General features: G+C 58.2%; 21 protein-coding genes. 14 read left to right on the top strand and 7 right to left on the bottom strand.

Annotated features, from left to right (window positions below; translation table 11 throughout):
• Positions 1 to 280 precede the first annotated feature (280 nt).
• Complete coding sequence (locus ACR0B5_RS20845) at positions 281 to 907, top strand: adenylate/guanylate cyclase domain-containing protein (protein ID WP_480543108.1); 627 nt, start codon at positions 281 to 283, stop codon at positions 905 to 907.
• A 135-nt stretch (positions 908 to 1042) separates the two neighbouring features.
• On the opposite strand, the gene ACR0B5_RS20840 is transcribed toward ACR0B5_RS20845, so the two are convergent.
• Positions 1043 to 1765: a DUF5765 domain-containing protein gene (locus ACR0B5_RS20840; RefSeq protein WP_480543106.1), complete on the bottom strand. Its 723-nt coding sequence runs from the start codon at positions 1763 to 1765 to the stop codon at positions 1043 to 1045.
• An 85-nt stretch (positions 1766 to 1850) separates the two neighbouring features.
• Between ACR0B5_RS20840 and ACR0B5_RS20835 the strand changes: the two genes are divergently transcribed.
• Positions 1851 to 2705, top strand: a complete 855-nt coding sequence (locus ACR0B5_RS20835; protein ID WP_480543104.1) for a class I SAM-dependent methyltransferase — start codon at positions 1851 to 1853, stop codon at positions 2703 to 2705.
• 145 nt (positions 2706 to 2850) lie between these two features.
• Positions 2851 to 3813 (top strand): fatty acid desaturase, encoded by a 963-nt coding sequence (locus ACR0B5_RS20830; protein ID WP_480543102.1) that lies wholly within the window; start codon positions 2851 to 2853, stop codon positions 3811 to 3813.
• Positions 3814 to 3821: 8 nt separating this feature from the next.
• Here ACR0B5_RS20830 and ACR0B5_RS20825 read toward each other — a convergent pair whose 3' ends face one another.
• The 4 genes from ACR0B5_RS20825 to ACR0B5_RS20810 form a co-directional block, all read right to left on the bottom strand.
• The gene (locus ACR0B5_RS20825) at positions 3822 to 4748 is read right to left on the bottom strand and encodes a hypothetical protein (protein WP_480543100.1); all 927 of its coding nucleotides are present in this window, start codon (positions 4746 to 4748) and stop codon (positions 3822 to 3824) included.
• Between the two features lie 93 nt (positions 4749 to 4841).
• On the bottom strand, positions 4842 to 5102 hold the full coding sequence (locus tag ACR0B5_RS20820) for a DUF6525 family protein (protein ID WP_419739338.1): 261 nt from the start codon (positions 5100 to 5102) through the stop codon (positions 4842 to 4844).
• Complete coding sequence (locus ACR0B5_RS20815) at positions 5099 to 5734, bottom strand: DUF1826 domain-containing protein (protein ID WP_480543098.1); 636 nt, start codon at positions 5732 to 5734, stop codon at positions 5099 to 5101. The genes ACR0B5_RS20820 and ACR0B5_RS20815 overlap by 4 nt, the downstream gene beginning before the upstream one ends.
• Positions 5731 to 6942 (bottom strand): GTP-binding protein, encoded by a 1212-nt coding sequence (locus tag ACR0B5_RS20810; RefSeq protein WP_480543096.1) that lies wholly within the window; start codon positions 6940 to 6942, stop codon positions 5731 to 5733. Before ACR0B5_RS20810 ends, ACR0B5_RS20815 begins: the two co-directional genes overlap by 4 nt.
• A 104-nt stretch (positions 6943 to 7046) precedes the next feature.
• Here ACR0B5_RS20810 and ACR0B5_RS20805 point away from each other — a divergent pair, with 104 nt between their 5' ends.
• Positions 7047 to 7442 (top strand): RrF2 family transcriptional regulator, encoded by a 396-nt coding sequence (locus ACR0B5_RS20805; RefSeq protein WP_170376931.1) that lies wholly within the window; start codon positions 7047 to 7049, stop codon positions 7440 to 7442.
• Between the two features lie 171 nt (positions 7443 to 7613).
• On the opposite strand, the gene ACR0B5_RS20800 is transcribed toward ACR0B5_RS20805, so the two are convergent.
• Positions 7614 to 8627, bottom strand: coding sequence for a LacI family DNA-binding transcriptional regulator (locus tag ACR0B5_RS20800; RefSeq protein ID WP_480543094.1), 1014 nt, complete (start codon positions 8625 to 8627; stop codon positions 7614 to 7616).
• A 231-nt stretch (positions 8628 to 8858) separates the two neighbouring features.
• On the opposite strand from ACR0B5_RS20800, the gene ACR0B5_RS20795 reads away from it, so the two are divergent.
• From ACR0B5_RS20795 to ACR0B5_RS20770, 6 genes are all read left to right on the top strand, one after another.
• The gene (locus ACR0B5_RS20795; protein WP_170376927.1) at positions 8859 to 10163 is read left to right on the top strand and encodes an extracellular solute-binding protein; all 1305 of its coding nucleotides are present in this window, start codon (positions 8859 to 8861) and stop codon (positions 10161 to 10163) included.
• A 72-nt stretch (positions 10164 to 10235) separates the two neighbouring features.
• Entirely contained in the window at positions 10236 to 11117 is an 882-nt protein-coding gene (locus tag ACR0B5_RS20790) for an ABC transporter permease subunit (RefSeq protein ID WP_425085211.1), read from the top strand.
• A gap of 11 nt (positions 11118 to 11128) precedes the next feature.
• A complete protein-coding gene (locus ACR0B5_RS20785; protein WP_170640327.1) occupies positions 11129 to 12022 on the top strand; it encodes an ABC transporter permease subunit in 894 nt (297 codons plus the stop codon).
• Positions 12023 to 12033: 11 nt separating this feature from the next.
• The gene (locus tag ACR0B5_RS20780; RefSeq protein ID WP_170640328.1) at positions 12034 to 13080 is read left to right on the top strand and encodes a sn-glycerol-3-phosphate ABC transporter ATP-binding protein UgpC; all 1047 of its coding nucleotides are present in this window, start codon (positions 12034 to 12036) and stop codon (positions 13078 to 13080) included.
• On the top strand, positions 13077 to 14096 hold the full coding sequence (locus tag ACR0B5_RS20775; protein ID WP_480543091.1) for an endonuclease/exonuclease/phosphatase family protein: 1020 nt from the start codon (positions 13077 to 13079) through the stop codon (positions 14094 to 14096). The genes ACR0B5_RS20780 and ACR0B5_RS20775 overlap by 4 nt, the downstream gene beginning before the upstream one ends.
• A gap of 196 nt (positions 14097 to 14292) precedes the next feature.
• Positions 14293 to 15054: a 4'-phosphopantetheinyl transferase family protein gene (locus tag ACR0B5_RS20770; protein WP_480543089.1), complete on the top strand. Its 762-nt coding sequence runs from the start codon at positions 14293 to 14295 to the stop codon at positions 15052 to 15054.
• Between the two features lie 142 nt (positions 15055 to 15196).
• Here the strand turns inward: ACR0B5_RS20770 and ACR0B5_RS20765 are convergent, their stop codons facing one another.
• Positions 15197 to 16120, bottom strand: coding sequence for an SMP-30/gluconolactonase/LRE family protein (locus tag ACR0B5_RS20765; RefSeq protein ID WP_480543087.1), 924 nt, complete (start codon positions 16118 to 16120; stop codon positions 15197 to 15199).
• A 221-nt stretch (positions 16121 to 16341) separates the two neighbouring features.
• Between ACR0B5_RS20765 and ACR0B5_RS20760 the strand changes: the two genes are divergently transcribed.
• The 4 genes from ACR0B5_RS20760 (at position 16342) to ACR0B5_RS20745 (ending at position 20653) form a co-directional block, all read left to right on the top strand.
• Positions 16342 to 17391 carry a patatin-like phospholipase family protein gene (locus ACR0B5_RS20760; RefSeq protein ID WP_480543085.1) on the top strand — a complete coding sequence of 350 codons (1050 nt, stop codon included), beginning with the start codon at positions 16342 to 16344 and terminating at the stop codon, positions 17389 to 17391.
• A gap of 133 nt (positions 17392 to 17524) precedes the next feature.
• On the top strand, positions 17525 to 18538 hold the full coding sequence (locus ACR0B5_RS20755) for a catalase (protein WP_480543083.1): 1014 nt from the start codon (positions 17525 to 17527) through the stop codon (positions 18536 to 18538).
• Positions 18539 to 18542: 4 nt separating this feature from the next.
• Positions 18543 to 19259, top strand: coding sequence for a hypothetical protein (locus ACR0B5_RS20750; RefSeq protein ID WP_170376913.1), 717 nt, complete (start codon positions 18543 to 18545; stop codon positions 19257 to 19259).
• Positions 19256 to 20653: a Dyp-type peroxidase gene (locus tag ACR0B5_RS20745; RefSeq protein WP_480543081.1), complete on the top strand. Its 1398-nt coding sequence runs from the start codon at positions 19256 to 19258 to the stop codon at positions 20651 to 20653. Before ACR0B5_RS20750 ends, ACR0B5_RS20745 begins: the two co-directional genes overlap by 4 nt.
• Position 20654 lies beyond the last annotated feature (1 nt).

Below are 20654 nucleotides of genomic sequence, written 5' to 3'. Positions count from 1 at the left end.
GTGTGAGTGTTTTCGTCCAAACCATCCCCACACTCTTTTTGGAATATGTTCAGCCACGGACACAAGCCTAGCGTGCGTAAGAACCGGGCCTGTTAACATCTGGTTAACATCTGCATCGCGGTTTGGTGACAATTTGATTTTAATCTTTGTTTCAACGTCCCGATTTGTTGGTGCAGTTATGTTGAATACATCTTTTGAAATTATTGAGCCCATCGACGATCCCGAACTGTCTGAACTTCCGGCGCCATGCAGCAAGCATAGCACTCTGGCAGTTGTTGATATGGAGAGTAACGAAGCGTCGGTCGTGAAGACCTTTCCGGTTCGCCCGACGATCATCCATCCTCAGCCGAGCGCATTGATCGACCAAACGTTCGAGGACAATATCGCCGAATGCGCGGGTGATGGTGAAATCAAAAGCCTGTTGGTCACAATCATGATGACCGATGTAGTGAACTCGACCGAGATCATCGCGCGTCTGGGCGATGCAGAGTGGCGCGATATCATGGATGCCCTGGATACGGCAGCGCTTGAGACTGTTGCAGAAAACGAGGGCACACTCGTGAAGCTCATGGGTGACGGCATGCTGGCGATCTTTCCCCGCCCCAGCGCCGCCATCGCCTGCGCCAAGGCCTTTCGAGCCACGGCAGACGCGCTTGGCCTAAAGCTTCGGGCCGGTATTCATTGTGGCGAGTGTCTGCGCACCACCAACGATGTGACCGGTATCGCGATCGCAATCGCCGCCCGTGTTCTCAGCCTGACACCCGGTGGGCAGACATGGGTTTCCAGCACCGTGCGCGATCTGGTTTTGGGTCTGGGACTGGAGTTTCAGGAAATTGGCCCCAGACAGCTGAAAGGCCTGAGTGAAGATTGGGTTCTATATCAATTGGAGGATAATGCCGAGACGTAGTCGCCGCCTCCATAGAGTTTCTTGCCTCCCACCGGCTTGAGGGGGAACCGGGTCTCCGATCAGATCGGAACCGCGGTTCGCAGGTTAGGCACGAGGTAAAGAAAGTGATGCGCGGGTGAACGGTTTGATAGGGTACTAGAGTGGTTTTTTATTGGTCCCGTTCACCCAGCGCAGCACAGTCCATAAAGGCCATGATCTTGCCTGCAGCGCCGTCTTGAGCGGCGTGAACACGATCATCATGACAATACCTAGCGAGAACAGACACCAGATCGCAGGCATTTCCGTCGGGCTATCGGTTGAGGCCCATGCCAGTGTCGGCCCGATCAGCAGCTGAAATCCCGCGACTTTCCAAGCACCCAGCGCGGCGGGCAGCAGAAACATCACCGTAAAATAGACCGGGAAGTTCAGATCATAGTGCTGCCCAAGAATCGTGGCAGGCAAGCTTTCACCCAGATCGTTCAGTGGCAGATGCCAGCCAATATGCCAGCTTTCCGCCTTCACACACAGATGATCGCTGCACAAAAGGCGCCCCGGTCGGCACGGGCCTGCCCACTCGAACGGATAAATTTGCAGCAGCAAATACGCTCCGGTCAACGCGCCAAGACCGAAGACCACGGGCGCGATCATACCGCGAACATCCTTTGGGATGAAATACAACGCGAGAATACCGGTAAACAGCGGCTGAAAGGCGATGTGTATATAGGCCAGCAACGCCGCGACCTGGTTTTGGGGCAATGCGCATTGTCCCTCGACGGAATAGGAATAACCCTGCAGCACTTCGATCGCGGTGAAATACACTAGCGGCGACCAGAGCAAAGGGCTCTCTCCTTGGCGTATGGCCTTGACGGTGGCGATCACCCCGACGGCAGCGATGGTATAGGACGCTGGCCCGCTCCAACACATTGTTATATCAATCCTTCAAACCACTCGTCTTGGGATCAGTATGCATTCGGTCAGCCCTCAAGAAAGCCTTTTTTCGGTCGACGACATTCTTGAGGATTTCGCGCGGTTCGACTTTCCCCTGAAAGACATCTGGCTTAGCGCGGCCCGGTTTCATTTCCAGAATCTCGACCCTGAAATCTGCGCCCTGCCCCCCGGCGCGCGCGCGCTAGAGATCGGCTGCGGGGCAGGTATCCTGCTAACCATGCTGCGCCAGCGGAACCCAAACATCACACTGGACGCCATCGAGCCTTTCGCCGAAGGCTTCGCACCAATGGAACATGTTTTAGATCATGCCGCCAAACTGGGCGGAGACATCAAACGCACCACCTATGAGACCTTCACTCCGTCACAACCCTATGACCTGATCTACATGGTCAACGTGCTGGAGCATTTGCCGGACTGGCGGCATTTTCTGGATACGCTGCCGCGATTTCTGACCCCACAGGGCCGCTGCCTGATCCTCTGCCCCAACTACGGTTTCCCGTATGAGCCGCATTTCAACATCCCCGCGCTTCGCTCAAAGACACTAACAGGGCGGTTGTTTCGAAAGCGGATCACATGGGTCGAGGACACTTACGAAGTTCATGGTTTGTGGAACAGCCTCAACTTCGTCCGCCTGGCCCAGATCAAACGTCACCTTAAGGGGTCCGGCCTGCGCCTACGCGTGCGACCGGAAATCACCGACCGCATGATCGACAGGTTCAGCGACGATCCGGTGTTTCAGGAACATATCGGAGTGTTCAACGCGATCGGGCGCGGAGCGAAAAAAATGGGCCTGACGCAGGTGGTCCGCGTTTGGCCATTCGAGAACATTCAGCCCTATATGTTTCTGGAGTTATCTCGAACCGACGCCTGAACCATGAACCTTAACGACGTTGGCGGAATGCCAAAGCCGTGCTAACGATTGAGGCAACCAAGCGTGTTTATAGTTTAGATCATTTTCAGTGACGACAATGGGCTCGATCAAGGTTCCTAGGGAATTTACAAAACCAGACGACAGAATGGCGTTCAAAGCGCTGGCGATCAGCGCAGGTGTTGTCGCTGCGGGGCTTGCCATCCCTGCCCTTTTTCCCGGAGCGTGGCTTTCTCTAACCTTGGGTTCGGTTCTGTTTGGAGCCGGTATCCTGCGGCTCTATTCCATCCAGCACGATTGTGGGCACTACAGCTTTTTCACGAACCGAACGTGGAATGATCTGCTCGGGAACCTCCTGTGCCTCTTTTCCGGGATCGCGCATAGCGTTCTGAGGTATAATCACAACCTGCATCACCAGCATCTGGGCAATCTGGATCACCGGGACGCCCACGAGGTCTATGTCATGACCCGGCGCGAATATGAGGCCGCACCCCTGTCCAAAAAACTTTTCTACCGCGCCTATCGGCACCCCATCACATTGTTCCTGATCGGCCCGGTCCTGATCTACTTCGTCCAATACCGCTGGCCCCGAAACACGCTGAAAGTCAGCGTCCGGGATGTCCTGCTGCAAAACATAGCCATGTTCGCCTTCTGGGGCCTGATCATCACACTTCTGGGCTGGTGGAGCTTTTTCGCTCTGATCCTTGGCAGCCTTCTAGCAGGCAGTTTCGGGATATTTGTCGTCTATGTCGGGCACAATTTCGAAGAAACCTATTGGCGGCAGTCGGGCGACAAAACCGCCCATGCAGCCGCTCTGCACGGTGCGAGTTCGCTCCGACTGGGGCCGGTTGTTGATTTTATGTTGCTGAATTTTGGCTTCCACGACCTACATCATCTGAACGCCAAAATCCCTTGCTATCACCTCAAGACCTGCAACGCCTCAATCGCGCAGGACTGGAACAGCGCGGCGATCGACATCCGAGGCGCGCTCAGTTGCCTGAAATGGAGGCTGTGGGACGAGGATGCCAATCGGATGATCCCCTTCCCACATAGTCTGCGCCATGATCTCAGCCTGGACTGGCGCGGCCCGGCACCTTCGGCAGAGCTTTAGTCTTAGCCCTACTGTGACGGCAGGCCGGTTTCAGGCATCGTGAAATCGTCCGGCAGGATCACGATATCCTTGGGGTCGACTGTCAGCCTCATCGACGTGGGCGAGGTCACCTCGACCACATTATGGAAATGGGCGTCATAGTCTTCGGGCAGAAGCATGCGATCGTCCCGGTCCCTCGGGTCCGCGCGCAACCAGGTATCGAACCCGGTCAAATCGTCGAATTCATCCGCGAAATAGTCATGCAAGCGCCGGAAGAGCTTGGGCCAGATTGCCAGATCCTGATAATTCGCAGGGGTTACTTCGAAGTCTTGACCGGGGGCCGACGCATCATCGGGATACAGGCCATTTCCAGTCGCGCGGGCCTGATCCGCAATCCCTCCAAGATGCTGCGCAAGTGAGATCGGCAGCGTCAGGTAGAACAGCGGATAGGACTGACCCGCCTCCAGGCTGCGCGCGTTAAAGCTCTGATCCACGCGCTCCGTCATCAGTTTGAATACTTCACCGTCCGGTTCGGGCGCATCACCCGCGTAGACAAAGGCCACAATCCGGCCGTGACCGTCCAGACCATTGGTCAGGATGTAGCCGCGAACCGGGTTGTTTTCGACCTGCTTTACCTTGTTGGGCTTGTCCTCCCAGAACACCACGTCTCCGAACCCGGCCCAATCCAACAGAAAATCGCGCGACGCCTCCGCAAGGGGTTTGTTCTGATGCGCGCTGCGGAAATGGGTTTCGAGCGCATCCAGCCCTTCAAACCGCAGATTGATCATCCCACGCCCATTGAAGCCGGGCCGGGGCTGACCCGAACGCCAAAGGTCCTGAACAAGCGACGGGTCATCTGGCTTGAATTTCAGAGTATCTCCGTCAGGTTCCGGGCCCTGTTTTGGAATGTCTGGGTAAAAAATATGAAACTCGCCCTTAATCAGCTTATAGGCCATTGCGCCCTCCGTAATTCATCAATCAACAATGATCGGATGGTGACGGCTGAGCGTAACAGTTTCAAGTCGAAGCGACCCCACAGCGTGGGTGCCTTAGCCGCGCGGCAGAGCCATCACCTTGTCACGTGCCAGTGTACTCGCCTCGGCCCGATTCAGCGATAGCAACGTTTCTTCCGGCGTAAGACCTTTGGCCAACGCTTTGACCCAAATCCGGCGCGCAGAGACGGGCGACCATGGCAGGGCCGCTTCAGACAACCACTGCCGCAACGGTGCGGGCAGGCTGTCAAAGACGGCCATGGGATCGCCCGCGCGCTTCCTGCGCCGCAAGCTGCTTTGCCCCAGATTTCCGGTCATGCGGCCTCGTCAGGGTCTGTGATGGGATCCAATACCAGTACGAGCCGGGTCTCGCCGGTGCCTTCGATCGGAGGGGAACGGTGCAAAAGACCCGACCGCGGTGTTTCCGGCCAACGTGTCCCACGCAACAGGATCGGAGACCCGGTTTGCACCGTAAAAACACGTTGCGGCTCAGCGCCATCACGCGAAATGCCGTATTGCGTGCCGGTACCGCGATAGGTGCAAACCAGTCGCGCCGTGATGGCATCGATATGGAACTTACGGCAGGCGTTGGTTGTGACAACATCCAGCCGCAACCGCAAATACCGGGCCGAGACCAGATCTGAGAACACCTCTGCCAGTAAGGCGATATCCGCCTCCAGCCAGTCACGCTCGGGGCATGCTGGCAAGCCGGACATGTCGCAGAGATGGCCGACCGTTTCGGCCACCTTGCCCAACGGAAGGATCACCCGCCCCTTGGGCAGGTCCTCGGGGTCAAGATCATTGAGCCAGCTTTGAACACTGGGCGGAGTTTGACGCCGCCAAAGTGCTGCGGCGCAGCCAGGGTTGAGAAAGGCGTTCAGCGCCTCGGGCGTGTCCGCAACGCCAACACCAACGGCCGCCCCGATTACGGTTTGGCGCAAAACGCTCATGCTGCGGCCTCAGCCCGACGCCAGATCGGGAACGGGTCGGGATAGTCCGGCAAATTGTCGGGACCCAAAGCCGCAACGGCAGGTACGAGGCAGGCATCCAAGCGCGCCCTAAGGGTCGGCCAGTCGATCCCCGCACCGATGAACACGATCTCTTGCCGGCGGTCTCCCCATGGTTCTTGCCAATGGGCCTGCATATAGGAGCGGGCACTGTCATGGGTTGGCCGCCGCTCCTCTGGCACCGAAGCCCACCAAGTGCCCAAAGGCTGCACGCTAGAGAGCGCTCCGGCCAGCGAAAACTCAGCCACCCAATCGGGACGCGTAGAAATCCAGAAATGCCCCTTGGCCCGGATCACACCCGACAGATCGCCGTTCAGAACCTCAAGGATACGCTCGGGCACGAAGGGCAGACGCGCCCGGTAGACATAAGACGCAACTCCATATTCTTCAGTCTCCGGCACGTGGTCAGCAAAGCCATACAGCTCTTTGGCCCACATCGGATGCTCATGGGCTTTTTCGAAGTCAAACAGCCCGGTATCGAGGATTTTTTCAGCCGCCACAGCGGAGTGATTGACCTCGACGATCTCGGCATCCGCATTGAGGCTGCGGATGATTTTGCGGGCCGCGTCGACCTTTTCCGGCCCGGCATCGTCGACCTTGTTCAGGATCACGACATCGGCGAACTCGATCTGATCGGTTAGCAAATGGACGAGGGTGCGTTCGTCTTCCTCGCCCATAGTCTCACCGCGATCCTGCAGGAAGTCATGCGAGGAGAAATCCCCAAGCAGGTTCACCGCATCGACAACCGTCACCATCGTGTCCAGACGCGCCACATCGGACAGGCTTTCGCCATACTCATCGCGGAAATCAAAGGTCGCGGCCACCGGCAAGGGTTCGGAAATACCCGTCGATTCAATCAGCAGATAGTCAAAGCGCCCCTCGGCCGCCAGTCGGCGGACCTCATCCAGCAGGTCATCGCGCAGGGTGCAGCAGATACAGCCATTCGACATTTCAACCAGCGTCTCGTCCGTCCGGCTCAGCTCGGTATCGGCGCGCACAAGGTCGGCGTCGATATTCACCTCGGACATGTCGTTCACGATCACCGCGACACGGCGACCTTCGCGGTTGTTGAGAACCCGGTTCAGCAAAGTGGTCTTGCCAGCCCCAAGAAATCCGGAAAGCACCGTGACGGGAAGGCGCGTATCTGACATATGAGTCTCCATAGCTCTGGATGCGGTTCTTGTAACTTTCATAGTTACTAGATTAATGCAACAGCCAAAGTTACGTTGCCAGCAGGTTTGGAGAACCCCGTCATATGAAGCGCAATAGCCGCCTGTCACTTGCCCTGCATACGCTCAGCCATATGGCCGGAGAGCCGGACCGTGTGCGCACCTCAACCGAAATTGCGGATCATGCCGGAACCAACCCGGTTGTTGTGCGTCGCGTTTTGGGAAAATTGCGCGCCGCCGGTCTACTGACATCCGAGAAAGGCCATGCAGGCGGATGGCGTCTGGCCCGCGTTCCGAGCGAAATCACGCTAGCCGACGTCTACCTTGCGCTGGACGAGCGCCTTGTCGCAAGCGGCAGTGAAGATGAGGCGCCAACCTGTTCTGTCGAACATGCCTTGCAAAAACGCGTGCGCGGCGTCCTGGAAGAGATTGAGCAGAGCTTGGTAGAAAGACTGTCAGAGACGTCGATCAAAGAGGTCTGAGACAGGCCCCGACCCACACTCACAACAACTTGCGGCAGCAGAAAGGCACCTTTGTCGAAACCTGTCTCCCTTTGACGGCAAAATCGGGTGAGAGGCGCTGTGAAGAATATCAAAATCCAATACGCGCCGACGAACCCTTCACGGTTTCAGGCACCTCGGGCCGTATCAGCGTCAATGGGTACCGCGCGGGACAAAGAAAGGCTCGATCAGAAGGGTCTCACTGTCCTTTGCCGGTTCAGCCAGACGTTTTTCCAGCAAGGTGATCACATGTTCGACCGAAAGGTCGATCGGATTGTTGATCGTGCTGAGATTGAACGCGGGCCACCCGGCCATTTCAATATCATCAAAGCCCACAATCGAGAGTGTTTCGGGCACGTCCACGTCCAACTCCCGTGCCGCGGTCAACGCTCCGATGGCGCTGGCATCATTGGCACAGATCAGCGCATCAAGACTGTTTTCCCGCAGTAGTTTTTGCGCTGCGTCGTATCCAGCCCCAACCGTGAAATCTCCGACCTCTTCCGCGATCAGGGACAATCCTGCCGACGCCAAAGTGTTGACCACCCCGGCCCTCCGATCATCTGAAGATCCGAACTCGGCCGCGCCCGCAATGAACCCGAACCGTGTGCGGCCCTTGTCCAACAAAACACGGGTCGCGATGGTCATCCCGTCGGCATTCTTGCAGCACACATTGTCGATCCCCGCCGCATCCACGATGCGCCCGGATGAGATCATGGGGACCCCGAATTTGCTGCATTGCTCCACAAGCGCGCCGGGCATGCTACCTCCGCGCAGAATCAGAGCATCCAGCGGATAGCGCAAAACCTGATCCATGGCTGATTCAGCGCTCTCTCCACTGCCATCAATCAGAATCGGCCACTTGTTCAGAGCGTTCAACTGCCCGACCAACCGGTTCACAAACTCTGAGTCGTAGGTGCTCCGTTTGTTGCCTACAAAGACCGCTACGAGGTGCGATCGCCCCCCCTTCAACCCTGCCGCCAACGCGTTGGGTTGATACCCCATACGGTCAGCCATATGCATGATTTTTATACGTTTTTCCGCATCAAGATAGGCGCCGGGCGTAAACGCACGGGACACGGCCGAGCGGGACACGCCCGCCGCATCGGCAACCGCCTGCGCCGTAACGCGGCGCGGTCTGTCCAGTTGTTTTTTGCTGTCATCAACCACGCCTAAGCTGTCCATCTTTTTTGTTTAATTTGTCAATATTGCTAGAAATCTTTCATCGAACTGTCATACGTTAACAGTATGTGGTCACGTGTGCAGTTTGCGGACGTGTTCCACTGATGCGGGTCGGAGGCTGCGCGCGAAAAACGCCGCAGGGGAGCCTGCATGAAAACTGGCACATAATGCCAACGGTCTTTTTGCTGCAAAGGGCCGACACCGAACCGGAGGATCGAAATGAACAATCTGAAGTTTTGCGCAACAGCTGCCGCGCTCGCGTTCACCGCGACCGCAGCTTTTGCAGAAACCGAAATCACTTGGTGGCATGCACATGGCGGGCAACTAGGGGAAACCGTCAACAAGGTTGCCGAGAAATTCAACGAGTCGCAGGACGAATATACAATCACTCCGATCTACAAGGGCAGCTACGAAGAAACGCTGACCGCCGGGATCGCTGCCTTCCGCGCGGGCGAGCAGCCCAACATCATGCAGGTGTTTGACGCAGGTGCCGCCACCGTGATCGCGGCCAAAGGCGCGACCGTTCCGGTTCAGGACCTGCTGGCTGAAAACGGCGTCGAATTCGACATCAATGACTACATTGCCGGTGTGCGTTATTTCTATGCCGACAGCGATGGCAAGATGATCGGGATGCCGTTCAACTCGTCGACCCCGATCCTGTATTACAATGTCGACGCTCTGGAAGCTGCTGGCGTGACCCCACCGAAGACTTGGGAAGAGTTCCAGTCGACAACCGCTCCGGCGCTGAAAGAGGCAGGCTACATCCCGCTCAGCCAGTCGCACCTGCCCTGGATCTTCACCGAGAACTTCATGTCGCGTCACAACCTGCCGTTTGCGACCAACAACAACGGCTATGACGGCATGGACACCGAGATCCTGGTCAACAACGACGCGATCAAGGCACACTTCACCGCCGTGACCGAGTGGAAAGACAACGGCATGTTCGAATGGTATGGCACCGGTTGGGGTGACAACGCAAAACCGTTCGAAGAAGGCAAAGTTGCGATGTGGCTGGGTTCGTCGGGTTCCTTCGGCGGACTGCTGCAGAAAGACCTGGGCTTTGAATTCAGCGCGGTTGAGCTGCCCTATTGGGAAGCCGTCACTGCTGAGCCGACCCAAACCTTCATCGGCGGCGCAGCGCTGTTCGCGATGTCGGGCAAGTCGGACGAGGAAAACAAGGCAACCGCCGAGTTCTTCCGCTTCCTGACCGCACCTGAGACCCAGTATTTCTGGCACCAGGAAACCGGTTACGTCCCGATCACCGAGGCCGCTTATGAAGCCGCCAAGGCAGACGGCCACTATGACCGCTACCCTGCCGCCGAAGTTGGCGTAAACCAGCTGCAAGCCAAGGCCGGTGACAACACCAAAGGCTACCGCATGGGCTTCTACGTTCAGATCCGCGACATCATGAACCGCGAGTATGGCCGTATCCTGACCGGTGAGACCGACGTGGAAAGCGCCTTCCAGAACATCGAAGCCGAAGCCAACGAATTGCTGGCACGCTTCGCCAAGACTCAGGGCTAAGGTTCTGGGATCGCCCCCAAGATGGTCGCGCCTTTGGGCGCGGCCATCCCCCATTTTGCAACTGGACTAACAATGAAACGCGCGGGCTTCGACACTATCTGGCTTCCTGTGGCGCTGCTGCTGCCGCAGCTCATGATCATCGCCATCTTCTTCTACTGGCCCGCTGGATGGGCGCTGCAATCGTCGTTCTTTCTGCAGGACCCGTTCGGGTTCGGCTCGACCTTTGTGGGGGCGGACAACTACACCTCCTTGCTGGGCAATGATCAGTACAAACGCATCGCGTGGTTTACGGTTGTCTTCTCCATTCTCGTCACCTTCTTTTCGCTGGCCATCGCGCTTTTGCTGGCCGTCAAGGCGGACAAGGTGATCCGAGGCGCAAGAAGCTATCGCACCCTTTTGATGTGGGTCTACGCGATCGCACCCCCGGTTGCAGGCTTCCTCGGCATTCTGTTCTTTGATCAAAGCACCGGCCCCATGACCAAGTTTTTCGGAATGTTCGGCTGGGAGTTCAAGCTGGGCGTTGACTACAACGCCACCGCAACGGCAATGATTATCGTCGCGGTGTGGAAACAGATTCCGGTCAATTTCATCTTCTTCCTTTCGGGCCTGCAATCCATCCCTCGTTCAGTCCGTGAGGCGGCCATGATCGACAACCGCTCATCCACGCGGCGGTTCTGGGACGTGACCTTTCCTCTGCTGGCTCCGACCGCGTTTTTCCTGCTGATCATCAACATCACCTATGCCCTGTTCGACACGTTCGGCATCATTGATGCGCTGATGAAGGGTGAGCCGGGAAACAACCCGATGACCCTTGTCTACAAGGTGTATCTGGATGGCTTCCGCGGCAACGACCTTGGCGGATCATCCGCGCAATCCGTTGTGTTGATGGCCCTTGTTCTGATCCTGACCGTCTTCCAGTTCCGGCTGGTGGAACGCCGGATTCACTATACCTGAGGGAGGATATCATGGCCGACACCACACTCGACACACCCGCCGTGACCCGCAAATCCCGCAGAATCCGCTGGGAAACGATCGGAGATCACTTTGTCCTCATCCTTGGGTCCTTGCTGATGATCCTGCCGCCTCTGCTGGCGCTGACCACGGCCAGCCACGATGCGGTCACCATCCACCGCGAGGGCATCCAACTGGGCCTTGGCGACGACCTGGGCAAGAACTTCAACGCCGCCATGTTTGAAAAAGGCGGGTTCACGCAGACCGTTGACGGCACCTTGATGCTGATGAACTCCTTCATTCTGGGCATCGGCTTTGCCGTGGGCAAGATCATCATCTCGATGATGGCCGCCTATGCCATCGTCTATTTCCGTCTGCGCTTTGCAACGCTGGCCTTCTGGGTGATCTTCACCACCCTGTTGCTGCCGCTTGAGGTCCGCATCCTGCCTTCCTACGAAGCGATCCAGAAACTGGGCCTGACCAACACCTATACCGGTCTGATCGTTCCCCTGATCGCATCTGCCACAGGCACGTTCTTCTTCCGGCAGTTCTTTATGTCCGTCCCCGAAGAACTGGCCGAGGCGGCCCGGATCGACGGCGCAGGGCCGTGGAAGTTCTTCATCGACATCCTCGTCCCGCTCAGCCGCACAATGATTGCAGCGATCTTCATCATCATGTTCGTCTTTGGCTGGAACCAGTACCTGTGGCCGACGCTGATCACGACGGATGAAAGCTTCTTCACGCTGGTCCGTGGGATCAAGCAGATCGTGCTGACCTACACCGACAGTCAGATCCCCGAGCATGGACAAGCGTTGGCGCTGGCCATTGTTGCGATGATCCCGCCGGTGGCGATCGTCATCTTCTTCCAGAATTGGTTCGTCAAGGGCCTCACAGAATCCGACAAATAAGGAATACGCGCATGGCTCAGGTATCATTAGAGGGCATCCGCAAGGTCTATCCTAACGGCTTCAAGGCCGTTCAGACCACCAGCTTCACCATTCAGGACGGCGAGTTTGTCGTTCTGGTTGGCCCTTCGGGCTGCGGCAAATCCACGTTGCTGCGCATGATCGCGGGGCTCGAGGATATCACCGAAGGCACGCTGAAAATCGGCGATCGGGTGGTCAACGATGTGGACCCTGCGGATCGGGACATTGCAATGGTGTTCCAGAACTACGCGCTCTACCCGCATATGACGGTGCGCAAAAACATCGGGTATGGCCTGAAGAACCGCGGCACGCCCGCGACCGAGATCGCAGCCAAGGTCGAAGACGCGGCCAAAATGCTGAACCTGACTGAATATCTGGACCGCAAACCGGCGCAATTGTCCGGTGGTCAACGCCAGCGCGTCGCCATGGGGCGTGCCGTGGTGCGCGACCCTGCCTTGTTCCTCTTTGATGAACCCCTTTCAAACCTCGATGCGAAGCTGCGCAACCAGATGCGGATCGAGATCAAAGCCCTACAGCGTCGTCTTGGCACGACGGCAGTTTACGTAACCCATGACCAGGTCGAGGCGATGACGATGGCCGACAGGATCATCGTTTTGAACGCAGGCCGGATTGAGCAGATCGGTACCCCCTCCGAGATCTACCACAATCCGGCTTCTACCTTCGTCGCCTCGTTCATGGGTGCCCCACCCATGAACCTGATCGAGGCCGAAGCGTCAGACGGACAGGTCCGCCTCAACGGCTATGACGGGCTGATGCCCGCGCCACAGACCGTCAGCGGCCCGGTGACCATGGGTGTACGTCCCGAGGATGTCGAACTGGATGAGAACGGATCCGTCTCGTTCCAGGTCGACATCCTCGAAGAACTTGGCGCGCATCGTTTGCTGCACGGAACGCTTGCGGACCAGCCCTTTACGGTCATGGTCGGCAAGGACCATAGCGTGCACACGGGCGAGACCCGCATCACCCTGAAACACGACGCCCTACGCCTGTTCGACGTGGAAACGGGAAAAGTCCTTTGATCACAAATACTGTCGCTACTTTGCCCGAGGTCACATCAGACCAACGGGCTGAAATCATGGCCGCCCCGCGCACAACGCAGGCGCATCGCTCGCTAATGACGTCCTTGCCGGCGATGAACACGCTGCAATTGGGCGGCGAGGCCAAAACGGCCCAACTGCCGGCGCAGATCACCGTCGCTGCCTGGAATGTTGAACGCTGCCTGTTTCCCGAAGAAACCGCAGCGCATCTGGACCCGATTGCACCAGATATCGTTCTGCTCTCCGAGGTCGATTGCGGCATGGCCCGCACCGCGCAACGCCACACCACCGAAGAGGTTGCCCGCGTCCTGGGCATGACATACGCCTTTGGCGTTGAGTTTCACGAGCTTGACCTGGGCGGCCCGACCGAGCGCGCCTTTTGCACCGATGATTTCAACACGACCGGCTGGCACGGCAACGCCGTTCTATCCTCAGTCCCGTTTGAGCGCACAGCTTTGATCCGATTGGACGACCACGGCCATTGGTTCACCCCCGAAAGCGGGGCAGCAGACCCTGAACAACCCCGGGTCGGCGGGCGCATGGCTATTGCCGCCGTTGTGCCAACCGAAAGGGGGCCTATCTGCGTGGTCTCCACCCATCTGGAAAGCAATTCCGCCGCTGAACACCGGCAAGTTCAGTTCGAACTTCTGCTACGGGAGGTTGACGCCTTCGCCCCCGACATGCCCGTTCTGATCGGCGGAGATCTGAACACCGGCAACCACCTTCCTCCCGATTTCGACTGGCGCCGCGAAACCTTGTTCGCACTGGCCGAAGATCAGGGCTATTCGTGGGAGTTTACGGCCGAGGGCGACACGACCCGCCCCAGTCTGATCACACCGCACCCGGACCGAAAGATGAAACTGGATTGGCTGGCCGGGCGGGGTTTCACGCCTGTCGAGAAAGGCGTGCTGAGTTCAATCTCGGGTACTGGCACTCCGCTTTCTGACCACGACTGCGTATGGACAAAGGCGGATATCTCGGCAAGTTCATACACATGATCCAAATCCGGTCGTAGTCTGGCACGCGTCTACGCGTTCTGAGGGCATGAGGGGTGCTAAGCCCCGCAACCCTCTGGGCGGGCCGTAGGTTCTAGCTGTCGGCCTCAGATGGTTCCCCACATCTCTCCACAATTCAGGCTGCCCCACTGCGCAGATGTCATACGATTTGAAAAACCGGATTGACGTGGCGCGACGCTTGAGGGAAGCCAAGGGGGCCATGACACTGCCCGCCCAACACCTCTCTTCCCTTGAAACGCGCTCCGATGGGTTCCTGACGGACGTGGGGGCCATGGACATCGGGTCTGCGACAGCGACTGCTGTGATCGCGAGGTTTGATCAATCTCGTTTTGAAGATGGCCTTTTCACGACGTTGGACGTCGACCGCCAGGATCGTTTGGACAGGGCCGTGGAAAAGAGAAAGGCCGAGTACCTTGCAGGCCGTGCCGTAGCCATGGCCGCTTTGGCGTCAACGGGGCATGCGTCGACGCAGATCACCACAGGTCCCAACCGTGAGCCGATCTGGCCCGCAGGCGTCGCAGGTTCGATCACGCATTCAAAGGGGCGCTGTGCGGCGATTATCACCGATCAGCCCGGCACCTTGGTTGGTGTCGATATAGAGGACATCGCCGAAGGATCCTCACTGGATGCGATTTTCAAGGTCGCTTTGCAGCCCGAGGAAACCCGGCTGATCCGGGAAAGCGACGCGCAGGCGTTGAAGGCAACGCTTGTATTCTCGGCCAAAGAAACTCTCTACAAGGCCCTGTTCCCTGCGGTTCAACAGTTCTTTGGTTTTGACCATGCCGAACTCTACGGCGCGCCCAGTGCAACCCTACTGAAGCTGCGGTTGACCAAATCGTTGAAGAATACGGTCACAGCAGGGTCGGTCTTCGACATCGGCTACCGACAACAGGGCGGCAGCGTCATTACTTGGCTTGTCACACCCGCGCCTGCAGACTGAGCCTCAGCACGCCGGCCAAGGCCTTGTGCTTCTAGTTCCGTGTCGCCGGGTTACACCTGCGAAACACCGATATCTCGCTCCGCTACTGGCTATCGCTCAAATATCTGCTGATCTCGACCGCGCAAAACCGACGGTCCCTACATCAAGCCGTAAACTCCAGCTTCAACCCCGGACGAGGCCATCTGGCCTTGTAGATTTTGCCGGTGCTGGAGGCGGTGATCCAGATGTCCTGCATGTCCTCACCGCCGAAACACATATTGGTCGTGAAAAGATCAGGGATGGCGACATGTTCCGTTGATCCATCGGGGCTGAACACCGTGATCCCGCCGTTGAAAATCGTCGCCACACAGATCCGGCCATCGGCTTCGACCTTGAGACTGTCGAGCCATTGGTACCCCGGCAAGGTCTGAACCACCTGCCCCGGCATCCCCGGAATTGGGCCGGGTTCAACCTGACCCTTGCCGGTGATCTTCATCGCCCAAAGCCGCCCAAATACCGTGTCCGAGACGTAGACGGTGCCGCCATCTGGCGACAGCCCGACCCCGTTGGGCATCGGGATCGTAGCAGCCTTGATAAGTGTCTTGCCGTCGATCGTGGCATAGTACAGCCCGCCATAGCGCGTAGATTCCGCGTCCTCGATCCCGGTGTCCGTGAACCAGAACCCGCCATCCTTGTCGAAGACCAGATCGTCGGGCGCGATGAGCCGTTTCCCCTCGTAGGAGTCAAACAGCATCGTGACCTCTCCGGTCTCAAGATCGACCCGATGCACCGACCCACCCTTGTAATGCGGGCGAATGGGTGCGGGAACGGTGATATCGTCGGGTCCGTAGGGCACGAAACTGTAGACACCGCCATTGTTGCAGACATAGGCAGCGCCATCCGGTCCAATTGCCACGCCATTCGGGCCGCCGGGGATTTCGGCCACCACACTGACGGTGCCATCGACGGTCAGGCGCACGAGGGTCTGCTCTTTGATATCCACGAACAGGACCGAGCCATCATTCATCGCAACCGGACCTTCTGGAAAGCCCAGCCCGCTGCACATCTCATGTAGTTCCAACGCCATAGCCTCAACTCCCTGATTGCGCCGTGGCCCCCGGCGGGGTCGGCCATTGCGGGCCAAGCCCGTCCTTTTCGCGGCGAACTGTGCTGACAAATACAGGTTTTCGCAAGGCTTTTTCCAATTTGCTATGCGGGATAAGCCTCAATGGGTCGCAAAACGGCTAGCTTTTTCCAGCCCAGTTATCCTAAAACCTCCTACAACTAAAAAGCGATGAGGCGCATCGAATGGTATTCAAACTTGTGTCCTGCGATGGCGGGGGGATCAGGGGCTACCTGACCTGCCTGATCCTGCAAAGCCTGCAGGAGGAGACCGGCGTTCTGGACAAGGCGGACGGGTTTGCGGGGACCTCGACCGGTGGGCTGATCGCCGTGGCGCTGGCGGATGGCCGGACGCAGGGCAAGGATATGGGCCGGCTGATCGGCGACCTTGCCGCGCATTACCGTGAAGATGCCGACAAGATCTTCCGCGAAAACGAACACAGCTTTCTGGACAAGGCGCTGGATGAGGTGCTGCGGCGGTTCAAACTAGGCGGCGGCCCGGGCATCACCGCCTCGCAATACAATGCGACCGGGCTCGAGGAGATCGGGCGCAGTCTAGTTGGAGACCGCAAAGTCAATTCTCTGTCGTCGGATCTGGTTCTGGCGGTCAACACCGTGTGCTTGCATCGCAGCGACAAGGTGGGATGGTCTCCGTTCACTATCACCAACCAGACGCTGGGCTACGAAAAATGGTTGGATATGAGCGATGTCGGCCTGCTGGACGTCGCCATGGCAAGCTCAGCCGCGCCATCCTATTTCCCACCGCATCAGATCATCTCGGACGGGGTGGACTATGGTTATTTCGCCGATGGCGGGGCCTTTGCCAACAACCCGGTGATGAACGGCATCAACGTGGCCATCGCGGCTGGTCGCGCCGAAGGGTTGGCGCATATCGAGGCTCTGTCGATCGGCACCGGTCAACAGCCCACTGATATCTCGGAAGAGATGATAAAGAACCCCGACGATTGGGGCCTGTTGAAATGGTTCGGGATCACCTCGGGCGCGCCTCGGGGGGCTTTGATCGAACTGCTGCTGACCACATCGGCTGAGAACCAGCATTGGATGGCCCATCTTGTGTTAAAAGAGCGGATGGTGCGTCTGAACCCTTCGCTCCCCAAGGTGGTGGGGTTGGCGACACACCGACCTGAATCCTACGATCTGATGGAGAAGGCATTCTACACCTGCCGGCAAAGTGAATACTGGACCCATGCCAAAGACATGCTGAAAAAATGGTAGCCGACCTCAGTTTTGCTTGATCAAACAGTGGCTTCGCCGGGTTTTATGTATTCTTCCTGTTGCCTTTGCCCGACCAGTGACTATGGTTAACGCCACATTTTTGGGGTAACTTCAGTTAACAGGTGGTCAAGTCATGAGCGATCCCGGCCTTGCCGAGAAGCTGGTAGAAGTTCTGCATCGTCCTGATGGTGATCTGGCCCTGCGCCCCGTTCACACAATCGGGATCAGTGCGACCGGCTATTTCAAGCCCACACCCATCGCCCGGAATTTCTGCGCCGCGGATCACTTCACCAATGAAAAGACGGATGTGATTGTTCGGTTTTCGAACGGATCGGGCTGCGCCGTGGTGCATGACGGCTGGTCCGATGTCCGGGGGCTAGCGGTTCGGTTTCACTTGTCTGATGGTTCTGATACCGACCTGATCGCGATGAACCTGCCCGAGTTCTTCACCCCGACGCCCGAGACGTTTCTGGATTTCGCCGAGGCCGCCAAGCCCAAGCTCTACAACGGTCAGACCCCCTGGCAGAAAATCTGGAGCTACCTTCAACTGATGCTGCCTGAACGCGACCCCTATCCGGGCGAGACGATCAGCCCGGACGAAGGTGCCATCGGGTTCGCCGACCGAAACGCCTATTCTCAGCTTGGTGTGTTACAAGCCGCCCAGATCGGAGCGCCGACCAGCTATGCGCGGGCCGCTTATCACGCCTGCCATACATTCATCGTGACTGGAGCGGAGGGCGTGCGCCGCTGGGTGCGGTTTTCGTGGCAACCCATCGCAGGTGTGCTGAACACCGACCCAGATGAGACACCGGTAGATGAATATCTTCAGGCCGAACTCAGGGAACGTCTCGCCATGGAACCTGCGCGGTTTTCGCTGATGATGACAATCGGTGAGGTCGGCGATGATTTCAACAACTCCTCGCGCCCCTGGCCACCTCATCGCAAACGGATCATGATGGGCGTTCTGACACTAAACGCTGTGCCTGAGGACCAGATAGAAAAAGCTGAAAAGCTCAGCTTCAATCCTGGTTTGCTGACCCCCGGGATCGAGGCCTCGGATGATCCGGTGCTGAAAATGCGCATCGACTCGTACAAAATCTCAAGCGCTTGGCGCGGCGGGTCCCCTTGCCCGTTCTCGAAGGGGTAAGGTCATGACTCGTCAGAACAGCTGGTTCAACCGCTACGTCAACACCCTGCCGGACCGGGGATGGTTCAAGTTCCTGTCGCGCTATATCGTGGTGCCCTATTGGCATTGGCGCGACCCCAAGCCGAAACTGCCCGGCGGACCGCGCCCTTCGCCGCAACCCAGCGAGAACGTGCAGCGTATGATGAACCTGATCATGCCGCTAAAAGACCCCTCGCCCGCCGGACGTGCCCATGCCGCGCTGGCTATCGCGCAAAATGTCGAAGAGATATTTGCAGGGCTCGACAATGTCGGAACGGTGCACTTCGCCCGGTTTCTGCTGATCGACGACAAGATCTGCATGATCTCGGTCTATGACGGCGATTTCAGCAACTACATTCGGGATTTCATCACCACCATCGGCAGTGTGTTCAACGATGTCATCTCGCTTGTGGACGGGGCGGAGCACCTGATCCCGACCGAGCACAATGTCGAAGAATTCATCGACTGGGTCCATGAGCACGACCTGTTTCAGGCCCCCGATTTCCCGACCGACCTGTTCGGCCTGCAGGATGAGGCCAAAGGGCTGCCTCCGAACCAGCCGCCGCATCGGCTGGAAACCCTTCCGCGGGCGTTTGTTCTGCAACTCTACGCGAACCCTAACCTGTCGCTGGGGGGCGGTTATCGCGCCTATCCGGGCGTTTCCGCCGCGCAAGTGCGCCAAAAATTTGGACAAGGCTGGTGACTGCAAAACTCGATCTCGCCGACATTCAGGGCAACATCCTGCGCGGTTATCGCCGCGATCTGGTGCGCCATCTGTTTCTTGAAGTCACCGACCGCGCCGCGGCCCGCCAGTTTCTGGCGACCGCTGTCGATGGCGGCAGTGACACCGTCCCCGAAATCACCCGAGGGGTGTTGTGGGAGGTCAAACCGCCCTTCTGTTTCAACATCGGCCTCACCTATGCCGGTCTGCGCGCCCTTGGCACTGCGCCCGAGGATCTGAAGACCTTCCCCAGCGAATTCGTGCAAGGGATGACGAAACGCGGGATGAAACTGGGCGATTTCGGCACCAGCGCGCCAGATCACTGGCCTGCTCCGTTTGATCAGCCCGACCGGGTTCACATCATGGCGTCGGTCTATTCCGACGTTCGGGATCACCTCGATTCGGTCGAGAAACAGGTTGGCGCGGCCTTCACCATTCTGGGCAAACGCGACGGCCGCAATCTGGCCGATAGTAAAGTGTTCTTCGGCTATGTTGACGGTATTTCCCAGCCCCGGTTCGAGCAGGTCTATGACCCCGAGCAAGCCGGTGTCGACGAACCGATTGACCCGCTGGGTACCGCCCTTCTGGGCTATCCCACACGGCAGGAGGGCGTGGTGTTCCGCGTCCCCTCGCCCAATGCGCTTGGTTTCAACGGGTCGTTCAATGCGTTCCGAGTTCTGGCACAGGATGCGGCCGGTTTCGAGGCCTATCTGGACAAAGCCGCCGCTGACTTAATGGATCACCCTGATCGCGACAAACTGGTCGATCCGAATAATCTGGATCGCATCGGCAAAGGCTTGGACATCCACGGTGCCCTTCGCGAGGTCGTTGCGGCCCAGATGTGCGGGCGCTGGCGCAACGGCGTTCCATACGAGCTGTCACCAGACGCGCAATGGCCCGAGCATGAGGTCTCACTGACCAATTTCAACTACAACGCCCACTCCCGCTGTCCTGCCGGGTCACATTTGCGACGGGGCAACCCGCGTGGCGGTCGGATCGTGCAACGCATCGCCAACTACACGCGACGTTTGGTACGGCGCGGCATGTCCTATGGCCCGGATTTCGACCCCCAAAACCCGGACACCGCCGAACGTGGCCTGCTAGGCAGCTTTATCGGCGCCAATATCGGCGCGCAGTTCGAAGCGGTGATGTGCGACTGGATCAACCTCGGGCTGCACGACCCGACAATCACAGGGGCCAATGACCCTCTGCTGGGGGCGAACACGCCGGAGACAAGCTGGTTCGACCTTAGCCTGCCCGATGGCGGCACGATCCGACTGCACGGCTTTCCCCGCCTGATCCATACACGTGGTGGCGCGTACACGTTCCTGCCTAGCTTGACGGCGATCAAGTACCTGTCCGGGTTGACGAACTAGG

The sequence above is a fragment of the Ruegeria sp. AG1 genome, from assembly GCF_056541705.1.
This window is presented reverse-complemented; position numbering and strand designations above follow the sequence as displayed.

Coding starts and splice junctions, on each gene's coding strand:
- ACR0B5_RS20750 (WP_170376913.1), top strand. CDS start 18,543: ATGACTCGTCAGAACAGCTGGTTCAACCGCTACGTCAACACCCTGCCG.
- ACR0B5_RS20760 (WP_480543085.1), top strand. CDS start 16,342: ATGGTATTCAAACTTGTGTCCTGCGATGGCGGGGGGATCAGGGGCTAC.
- ACR0B5_RS20805 (WP_170376931.1), top strand. CDS start 7,047: ATGAAGCGCAATAGCCGCCTGTCACTTGCCCTGCATACGCTCAGCCAT.
- ACR0B5_RS20780 (WP_170640328.1), top strand. CDS start 12,034: ATGGCTCAGGTATCATTAGAGGGCATCCGCAAGGTCTATCCTAACGGC.
- ACR0B5_RS20755 (WP_480543083.1), top strand. CDS start 17,525: ATGAGCGATCCCGGCCTTGCCGAGAAGCTGGTAGAAGTTCTGCATCGT.
- ACR0B5_RS20825 (WP_480543100.1), bottom strand. CDS start 4,748: ATGGCCTATAAGCTGATTAAGGGCGAGTTTCATATTTTTTACCCAGAC.
- ACR0B5_RS20785 (WP_170640327.1), top strand. CDS start 11,129: ATGGCCGACACCACACTCGACACACCCGCCGTGACCCGCAAATCCCGC.
- ACR0B5_RS20790 (WP_425085211.1), top strand. CDS start 10,236: ATGAAACGCGCGGGCTTCGACACTATCTGGCTTCCTGTGGCGCTGCTG.
- ACR0B5_RS20835 (WP_480543104.1), top strand. CDS start 1,851: ATGCATTCGGTCAGCCCTCAAGAAAGCCTTTTTTCGGTCGACGACATT.
- ACR0B5_RS20815 (WP_480543098.1), bottom strand. CDS start 5,734: ATGAGCGTTTTGCGCCAAACCGTAATCGGGGCGGCCGTTGGTGTTGGC.
- ACR0B5_RS20845 (WP_480543108.1), top strand. CDS start 281: ATGGAGAGTAACGAAGCGTCGGTCGTGAAGACCTTTCCGGTTCGCCCG.
- ACR0B5_RS20765 (WP_480543087.1), bottom strand. CDS start 16,120: ATGGCGTTGGAACTACATGAGATGTGCAGCGGGCTGGGCTTTCCAGAA.
- ACR0B5_RS20795 (WP_170376927.1), top strand. CDS start 8,859: ATGAACAATCTGAAGTTTTGCGCAACAGCTGCCGCGCTCGCGTTCACC.
- ACR0B5_RS20810 (WP_480543096.1), bottom strand. CDS start 6,942: ATGTCAGATACGCGCCTTCCCGTCACGGTGCTTTCCGGATTTCTTGGG.
- ACR0B5_RS20820 (WP_419739338.1), bottom strand. CDS start 5,102: ATGACCGGAAATCTGGGGCAAAGCAGCTTGCGGCGCAGGAAGCGCGCG.
- ACR0B5_RS20830 (WP_480543102.1), top strand. CDS start 2,851: ATGGCGTTCAAAGCGCTGGCGATCAGCGCAGGTGTTGTCGCTGCGGGG.